Genomic DNA, 515 nt, shown 5'->3' with positions numbered 1-515 from the left:
CGCTCGGCGCTGGTCCGCGTGCCCATGTACAAGCCCGGCAAGACCGGCTCGGCCCGTGTGGAGGTCCGCTCCCTCGACTCCGGCACCAACCCGTACCTGGCCTACGCCCTGCTCCTCGCGGCAGGTCTCAAGGGCATCGAGGAGGGTTACGAGCTTCCGCCGGGTGCCGAGGACGACGTCTGGGCCCTCTCCGACGCAGAACGCCGCGCCCTGGGCATCGAGCCGCTCCCGCAGAACCTGGGCGAGGCGCTCACCCTGATGGAACGCAGCGACCTGGCCGCCGAGACGCTCGGCGAGCACGTCTTCGACTTCTTCCTGCGCAACAAGAAGCAGGAGTGGGAGGAGTACCGCAGCGAGGTCACCGCCTTCGAGCTGCGGAAGAACCTGCCGGTGCTGTAAGGGCTGGGGGGTGAGGGGCGCCCGCCCCCTCACCCCCCAGCCGGGCCCCCGGTCAGCCCATCGTCTTCGCCCCGTCCAGCGACTCACGGATGATGTCCGCGTGGCCCGCGTGCTGG

1 pseudogene is annotated in these 515 nt (G+C 70.7%); it reads left to right on the top strand.

The annotated features are described in order from the left end of the window. A pseudogene (gene glnA2 / locus CCN29_RS35660) lies at nt 1–399 on the top strand (gamma-glutamylpolyamine synthetase GlnA2); the annotation flags it as partial. Between the last annotated feature and the right edge of the window lie 116 nt (nt 400–515).

The sequence above is a fragment of the Streptomyces pseudogriseolus genome (genome assembly GCA_002154585.1).
Classification (GTDB): Bacteria; Actinomycetota; Actinomycetes; order Streptomycetales; family Streptomycetaceae; genus Streptomyces; species Streptomyces pseudogriseolus.
This window is presented reverse-complemented; position numbering and strand designations above follow the sequence as displayed.